The sequence below is a fragment of the Streptomyces catenulae genome (assembly GCF_000718015.1).
Lineage (GTDB): Bacteria > Actinomycetota > Actinomycetes > Streptomycetales > Streptomycetaceae > Streptomyces > Streptomyces catenulae.
This window is the reverse complement of record NZ_JODY01000002.1, coordinates 416524-424083: the sequence shown is the minus strand read 5'-3', so window position 1 is coordinate 424083 and position 7560 is coordinate 416524. Positions and strand designations below refer to the sequence as shown.

5 protein-coding genes and 1 pseudogene are annotated in these 7560 nt (G+C 75.0%); 4 read left to right on the top strand and 2 right to left on the bottom strand.

Annotation, left to right across the window (positions count from 1 at the left end; all coding sequences use genetic code 11):
* Positions 1-161: 161 nt before the first annotated feature.
* The 4 genes from IF23_RS0104005 (at position 162) to IF23_RS0103990 (ending at position 6315) form a co-directional block, all read left to right on the top strand.
* A complete protein-coding gene (locus IF23_RS0104005) occupies positions 162-1286 on the top strand; it encodes a hypothetical protein (protein WP_157847971.1) in 1125 nt (374 codons plus the stop codon).
* Between the two features lie 566 nt (positions 1287-1852).
* Entirely contained in the window at positions 1853-3373 is a 1521-nt protein-coding gene (locus IF23_RS35325) for a beta-ketoacyl [acyl carrier protein] synthase domain-containing protein (protein WP_030279791.1), read from the top strand.
* Between the two features lie 407 nt (positions 3374-3780).
* A complete protein-coding gene (gene ccrA, locus IF23_RS0103995) occupies positions 3781-5127 on the top strand; it encodes a crotonyl-CoA carboxylase/reductase (RefSeq protein ID WP_030279790.1) in 1347 nt (448 codons plus the stop codon).
* Positions 5128-5571: 444 nt separating this feature from the next.
* Complete coding sequence (locus IF23_RS0103990; protein WP_245654874.1) at positions 5572-6315, top strand: AfsR/SARP family transcriptional regulator; 744 nt, start codon at positions 5572-5574, stop codon at positions 6313-6315.
* An 81-nt stretch (positions 6316-6396) separates the two neighbouring features.
* Here the strand turns inward: IF23_RS0103990 and IF23_RS0103985 are convergent.
* Positions 6397-6615: pseudogene (locus tag IF23_RS0103985) on the bottom strand (response regulator transcription factor); the annotation flags it as partial.
* A 163-nt stretch (positions 6616-6778) separates the two neighbouring features.
* Positions 6779-7555 (bottom strand): thioesterase II family protein, encoded by a 777-nt coding sequence (locus IF23_RS0103980; RefSeq protein WP_051739177.1) that lies wholly within the window; start codon positions 7553-7555, stop codon positions 6779-6781.
* Positions 7556-7560 lie beyond the last annotated feature (5 nt).

Here is a 7560-nt window from a genome sequence, read left to right as displayed (position 1 = left end):
CACCGGCACCGGCCACGCGACCCCCGCGCCCGGTGGACGGCACCCCTCCACGGTCCCGCGGCGGCCCCGCACGGGCGCGTCCCCCGGACCACCGCCCCGGTCCCGTATGACCCCCTCACACCCACCCAGAGTCACATCAGAAGAAGGAGACGATGGCGCCCATGGAGCCGGAAGAGTCCCGTAGGAGGGGCGACGCCCCGTCGGCGGACGGCGAGGCGACGGCCGTCGAAGCGGCCGGAGGCGAGGCGCCCGCCGCGCCGCCGCGCCGGGGGACCGCCAGGCCGCCCCGCACGGACGGCGCGACCGTACCCGTCCTCTCCGCGGACACCACGCCCGCGCCCGGACCCGCGGCGCGGCGGATGCCCGGGACCGACGGGCGCACCGCCGCCGCGGGGGAGACGGACGCGGCGGCGGACACCGGGAAACGGACGGCGGGCAAGACCGCGTCGGCCACCGCGGCCACCGGTGCGACGGCGTCCGAGGCGGCCCCGGACACGCTCGTGGCGAGCGGCGGCCGGGTCTCCAGGCCCATGGTCGCCGCCGCCGGTATCGCCGGGGTCCTGCTCCTCTGCTCCCCGTTCCTCATCTCCCAGCTGACCGGCCGCCACGGCGACGCCGCGAAGCCCCCGGCCGCCGCCTCCGAGTACGACGGACAGGGCCGCGGCGCCGGGGTCGTGCCCGGCGCCGATCAGCCGCAGGGGCATCAGGCACCGCAGGACGGCGGCGCGTCGGGCGGCTCCGGCGGGCAGGGCGGTGCCCCGGCGGACGCCGCCACCACCTACACGGGGACGGCCGGGCCCGGCTGCACCGACAAGTCCACCGGGTACAAGGAGCACGGCACCTACGCCGACGGCGACGCGGGCTGGACGACGCACAAGGGCGGTTGGGCCAAGGACGGCTGCGACGGCTCCTTCGTCTCCGTCCCGATGGCGGGCGACAAGGGCGACGACGGCAACTACACCCTGTGGACCTTCACCACCGGGCCGGTGAAGTCCGGCAGCTGCCAGGTCCGGGCCTTCATCCCCGGGGACGACGACGTGAAGCACGTCGGCGGACACCCCACCCGCTACTCGGTGTTCGCCTCCGCGGCGGGGACGGGCAAGGCGCTCGGCGACTTCACCGTCGACCAGACCAAGAAGCGCGGCGACTGGGCGCCCGGCGGCACCTTCCCGATCACCGACGGGCACCTCTCCGTCAAACTCCACACCCAGGGCACCGACTTCGGCTCCGGCTTCGACGGCGCCCACCACGCGGCGTCCGCCGTCACCGTGCGGTGCACCGGCTGACACCCCGCACCCGCCCCGGTTTCCGGTCCGTCCCCGGCGTCCTGCATGGCGCCGGGGACGGCGGACATCCGGGCGGGGACGCCGCTCCGCCCGCAGGTCCCGGCCCATGACACCTCTTCGGGGGACACCCGGTGTTCACCTGAAATTTATAGGGGTCGCTAGGGGTCGGGGTGCGCTGCGCAGGGTGTTCGGGGCCTGGACAATGGAGGGGGACGACCGGGGCCGCGCGGTGAGCGGGCGGCCGGGCCCGGGCCACGGCGGTCTCCGCCGGGCCGGAATCGGAATGTCGCCCGGCGACCGGAGCACGGACCTCGTCCGCCGCTTCAGGGGCCCTGGGGCGACCGGGAGCGATGGTGCGACGCCTTCGGCGTGGAACCCTTCCCGCCTGGTACGGGAGGCAACCGAACCGGGCCGACGGCGGTCCTGACCACCGAGTTGGGCGAGCGGGGCGCAAGCCGCCCCGGAACACGGACACAGCGGCGGGCGGTACAAGCGGAACGGCGGCGGGGCGGCCGCTCCGGCTGCCCGACATCCGGCCGCGGCGCGCGGCGGGCGAGAGGAATGACATGGGTATCGCTTCCGAGGCGGACACGGGCGCGGGGCGGACCGCGCCGGAGGAGGACGGGGCCGTAGCGGTCGTCGGGGTGTCCTGCCGGTTCCCCGGGGTGGACGGCCCCGACAGCTTCTGGCGGCTGCTCCACGACGGCCCGGAGGCGTCCGAGGGCTCCGGCGGCAGGCGGTTCGGGTCCGGCGGCGCGGCCCGCTGGTTCGGTCCGGAGTCGCTGGGGGTGCCCGCCGAGGACCTCGGCGCCCCCGACCCGCGGCAGCGGCTCTCCACCGACCTCGCCCGGGAGGCCCTGGAGAGCGCCGGGATCCTCCCCGAGGGCCTGGCGGGCGGCGGCACCGGTGTCTTCCTCGGCGCGTCCGAGTGCCCGCGGCCCGCGGCGCGCGGCACGTCCGGCACCGACCGCACCACCCTCGCCAGCCGACTCTCCGCCACCCTGGGCCTGCGCGGTCCGAGCCTGGTCGTCGACACCGCGCGCTCCTCCGCGCTGACCGCCGTCCACCTCGCCTGTCTGGCGCTGCGCGGCGGCGAGTGCGACGAGGCGCTGGCCGGTGGGGTCAGCGTCCGGGCGTCCGCCGGTGGCGCGGCGGCGGCGGCCGACGGCGGGCTCCTCGTCCTGAAGACGCTGCGCCGGGCGCTGGCCGACGGCGACACCGTGCACTGTCTGATCCGCGGCGGCGCCGTGAGCCACGACGGCGGCGCCACCGCCGGGCCGGGCGCCGCCCAGGAGGAGGCGGCGCGCCGGGCCCGCGCCCACGCCCGGGTCGACGCCGCCGCGGTCCGCTTCGTCGAACTGGCCGCCACCGCGGGCCCGGTGCGTACCGCGGTCCCCGCCGGTTCGGGTGGCCGCCCGGTGCGGGAGCCGCTGCCCGCCGACGCCGCCGCGCGGCCCGAGGGCGCCGCCGCCGCGCTGGTGAAGACGGTGCTGTGCCTGCGCGCCGCGGTCCGGGTGACCGGTGAGGCCCCGGCGTGGACCGGCGCCCCGGAGGGGACGGGCCGCGCCGTGGTGCCGCTGACGCGCCGGGGGAGCGAACCGGTGCTGGCGGGGGTCGGCGCGTACGGCGACGGCGGGACCTGCCATCTGGTGCTCTCCGACTGGGCCGGTCGCACCGCGCCCGCACCGGCCGCGGGCGGGCACGGTGTCCGGCGGGCCGACGACGGGCCCGCCACCTCCCCGGCGGAGGCCGCCGCGACGCTGCGGGCCCGCGCCGCCCGGATGAGCGTCCACCTCGCGACCCGGCCCGGCTTCCGCCCCGAGGACATCGCCGACGCGCTCGCCCCCACCCCCGTCCGCCGCCCCCTGCCGCCGGTCGCCCCGGGCCCGCTCCCGGAGGCCGTCCCCGCGCGGCCGGACGCCGCGGCGGCACCGGCCGCCCCCGACGCGGAGGCCGCCGCCCCGGTCGATCTGGCGGCCGGGCTCAACGACGAGCAGGTGCTGGAGATACTGGGCGAACTGCCCCTCCAGCGGCTGCGCGAGGAGGGACTCCTCTCCCGGCTGCTGGAGCTGGCCGGGCACCGCTGAGCCCGCGGCACCCCGCACCCCGCGCAGGGCCCGTACGGCACGTTCCGTACGGGCCCTGCGGCATGCCGGGACACGGGCACGGCGCCGGGACGCTCCCGGGGCGGCGCCGTGCCGTCGGCGGGAAACGCGGTGCGGGGTCGCGGAAAGGAAGGGCCGGAATTATCGGGGTTCCCTTTTCTTCTCCGGTGCGGAATTTATAGGGGTCGCAGGGGCTTGAGGGCGCCGTGGCGGGCTGCCTAGCGTGGCGGCGCGAAAGGGAGCCTTTCCCGTACCGCCGCGGACCGCCGACGTATACGCGGATCCGCCCGGTGCGATGCCGCGATCGGCCCCGGAATTTCTCGCGCCCATGGACCGTGCGGTGGAAAGCCGCGGTGGGGCGCCGTATCTCATCTCAGAAGGGAAGAGCCGTGGATTCCTTGGCTGATGCTCTGCTCGGCGGAGCCACACCGGAAGAACTCGAACGGCACGAACTGCCGGACGAGTATCTCGCCGCCCATCTCCGCGCCGAGGACATCCACCTGTTCGACGGCGTCGAGGACAAGGACGTCCGCAAGTCCCTGCACGTCGGCCCGGTGCCGATGCCGGAGATCGCGCCGGACGAGGTGGTCGTCGCCGTCATGGCCAGCTCGATCAACTACAACACCGTGTGGTCGGCGATGTTCGAACCGCTGCCGACGTTCACCTTCCTGAAGAAGTACGCCCGGGAGGGCGGCTTCGCCACCCGCCACGACCGTCCGTACCAGGTCATCGGCTCGGACGCGGCCGGAGTGGTGGTCAAGACCGGGACCGGCGTGCGCCGTTGGCGTACCGGCGACCATGTCGTGGTCAGCTGCGTCCAGGTGGACGACCAGGAGCCCGCCACCCACGCCGACGGCATGCTCGGCACCGGCCAGCGCGCCTGGGGCTTCGAGACCAACTTCGGCGGGCTCGCCCACTACGCCGTCGTCCGGGCCAGCCAACTCCTCGACAAGCCCGCCCATCTGACGTGGGAGGAGGCGGCCAGCACCATGCTGACCGCCGTGACCAGCTACCGCATGCTGGTGAGCGACAAGGGCGCCCGGATCAAGCAGGGCGACATCGTGCTCATCTGGGGCGCCGCCGGAGGGCTCGGCTCCTTCGCCGTCCAGATGGTGAAGAACGCCGGCGGCATCCCCGTCGGTGTCGTCGGCTCGGAGCACAAGGCGCAACTGCTGCGGAAACTGGGCTGCGAGGTGGTGATCGACCGCCGGGAGATCGGCGTGGACGACGGCGCGCCCGGTCCCGAGGAGACCATCGAACGCGGCAAACGGCTGGGCCGCGCCATCCGGGCGGCGGTCGGCGAGGACCCGCACGTCGTCTTCGACTACGTGGGCCGGGCCACGTTCGGGATCTCGGTGTTCGTGGTCCGCCGCGGGGGCACCGTCGTCACCTGCGGCTCCAGCACCGGCTACCAGCACAGTTACGACAACCGCTATCTGTGGATGAACCTCAAGCGCATCGTGGGCAGTCACGGCGCCAACCTCCAGGAACAGTGGGAGTGCAACCGGCTCTTCCGGCTGGGCCTGCTCTCCCCGGTCCTGTCGGCCGTGCACCCGCTCGCCGACGTCGGTGAGGCCGCGCGGTCGGTGCAGCTCAACCGCCATGTCGGCAAGGTCGGTGTGCTCTGCATGGCGCCCGAGACCGGGCTGGGCGTCACCGACCCCGAGCTGCGCGCCCGCATCGGGGCCCAGAACCTCAACCCCCTACGGGAGTTGCCCGCCGAGACGGTCGCCTGACCCGGGCCCCGCCCCTCCCCGCCCGGCCGGATCCCGCCCCCTTCCGGGCGTTGGCGCGTAAGCGGTGAACCGCATCCGGAATGCGGACGACCCCTGTTCACCGCGGTGTCCCCTAAGGGGTCCGGCCCAGGGGACTGGGGTTCACGCCAGGGGTTCCGCGCGGCTACGTTGGCATGTGCCGGGGGCAACGGCGCGGAACGGAAGAAGAGTCCGGCCGGACGCACACGAGGCGACGGACCGACCACGGTCCCACCGCAATTTTTGTGGCGAGGTCCCACAAGGAATACGAGAAATCGGATTCTGGATTCCGGGTTCCGGCCGGTGAATTCCACGGTACCGAAGCGCGTTCCGGGCACCCCGGTCACCGGGGTGCCCGGAACGACGGAATGACAGCTGGAGAGCGAGGAACCATTCGTGCGGTACGAGATTCTGGGATCGCTTCGGGTGACCGATGACCGGTCCGTCGCGGCGGTCAGCGCACCGAAGATGCAGATCCTGCTGGCGGCGCTGCTCATCAGGGCCAACCACGTCGTCTCCCGGGACGAGTTGAGCAACGAGATCTGGGGGAGCGCCCCGCCCCGCCGCGCCACCGCCTCCCTCCACGTCCACATGTCCCAACTGCGCAAGCTCCTCACCCGCCCCGGACGGCCCGGCGGCCCGATCGCCACCACGGCGCCCGGCTACGTCCTGCGGCTCGCCCCCGGCGAACTGGACCTGCACCGCTTCCAGTGCCTGCTGCGGGACGGTCGCCGCGCCGCCCGCGCGGGCGGCCACGAACGGGCCGTGGAACTGCTCGGCGCCGCCCGGTCGCTGCACCGGGGCACGGTGCTGGACGGCGCGGCCACGGGCCCCATCGTCGGCGGCTGCGCCCGGTGGGCGGAGGAGGCGCGCATCGAGTGCGCCGAACTCCTCGTGGCGTCCGGCATCGCCCTGGGCCGCTACCAGGAGATGACCGGCGTCCTGCGGGCGCTGCTCGCCGAGCATCCGCTGCACGAGGCGTTCTACCGGCAGCTGATCCTCTGCATGTCCCGCTCGGGACGGCGCGCCGAGGCGCTGCGCACCTACCACTCGGCCCGCGACACCATCCGCCGTGAGCTGGGCCTCGAACCCTCCTGGGAGCTGCGGGAGTTGCAGCGGACGATCCTGCGGTCCGACGGCGCGGCGCGGGACATGCAGCTGGTGGGCTGAGCCCGCACCGGGGGGAGCCGGGCGGGGCGGGAGGGGCGCTCCGGCCGCCCCGCCGGTGCCCGTCCCACCCCGCCCGGCGGCTCAGCCGGTACGGTCCCCTTCCGCCTGCACGAGACCGCACTCGTACGCGAAGATCACCGCCTGGACGCGGTCGCGCAGTTGGAGTTTGGCGAGCATCCGTCCGACGTGGGTCTTGACGGTCGCCGCGGACACCACCAGGGATTCGGCGATCTCCGCGTTGGACAGCCCCTGGGTCACCAGGAGGAGAACCTCCCGCTCCCGGCCGGTCAGCGACTCCAGGCCGCTCGTGTCCGGCGGCATCCACCTGTACCGATGCGGCCGCAGCCGACTGATCACCGTCGTTCTCCTTGGTTGTCGGCCATCGCGGACGAGGATGCCGAAGGGTGTGCGCGGGAGGCACCCCCAGTTGGAGGGGCGCACCGTGAGCCCCGCCAACCGGGGGTCAGAGCCGCTGTGTTGGGCCGGTCAGCGCACCGATGATCCCGGCGGCGACCTCGGCCGCGCGGGCGTCGAGGTAGAAGTGGCCGCCCGGGTGCACCGTGACGTCGAACGCGCCGGTGGTGTGCGGGCGCCAGGCGTCGGTCTCGGCGACCGTGACGACCGGGTCCCTGTCGCCGCACAGCACGGTCAGCGGGCAGCCGACCGTCGCCCCGGCGGCGCAGACGTACCCCTCCACGGCCCGGTAGTCGGCGCGCAGCACCGGCAGCACCATGGCGCGCAGATCGGGATCGTCCAGGGCGCCGGGGATGGTGCCGCCCAGCCGCTCCAGTTCCGCGACGAGCGCGTCGTCGTCCCGCCATCCGGTGGCGCCGCGGTGCGGTACGGACGGCGCCCGGCGCGCGGAGGCGAAGAGCCGCACCGGCCCGTGGCCCGTCTCCGCCTCGCACCGGCGGGCCACCTCGAACGCGACGAGGGCGCCCATGCTGTGCCCGAAGAAGGCGTAGGGCCCGGTGAGATGCGGGCGCAGGGCGGTGAAGGCGGCGTCGGCGAGCGCGGTGACCTCGGTGAACGGCGTCTCGCGGTACCGCTCCTGGCGCCCGGGGTACTGCACCGCCCAGGTCTCGACATGCGGCGTCAGCTGCTTGGCCAGCGGCAGGTAGGAGCCGGCCGAGCCACCGGCGTGCGGGAAGCACACCAGGGGTACGGCGCCGTCGGCGGCGCCGAAGCGGCGGATCCACGGACCGGTCGGCGCGGTGCGGGGGGAGGGCGGGTGCGGCACGGGGG

What these genes read in the sequence shown, in the direction of transcription:
- IF23_RS35325 (WP_030279791.1), top strand. Translation starts at nt 1,853, where the DNA reads ATGGGTATCGCTTCCGAGGCGGACACGGGCGCGGGGCGGACCGCGCCG.
- IF23_RS0104005 (WP_157847971.1), top strand. Translation starts at nt 162, where the DNA reads ATGGAGCCGGAAGAGTCCCGTAGGAGGGGCGACGCCCCGTCGGCGGAC.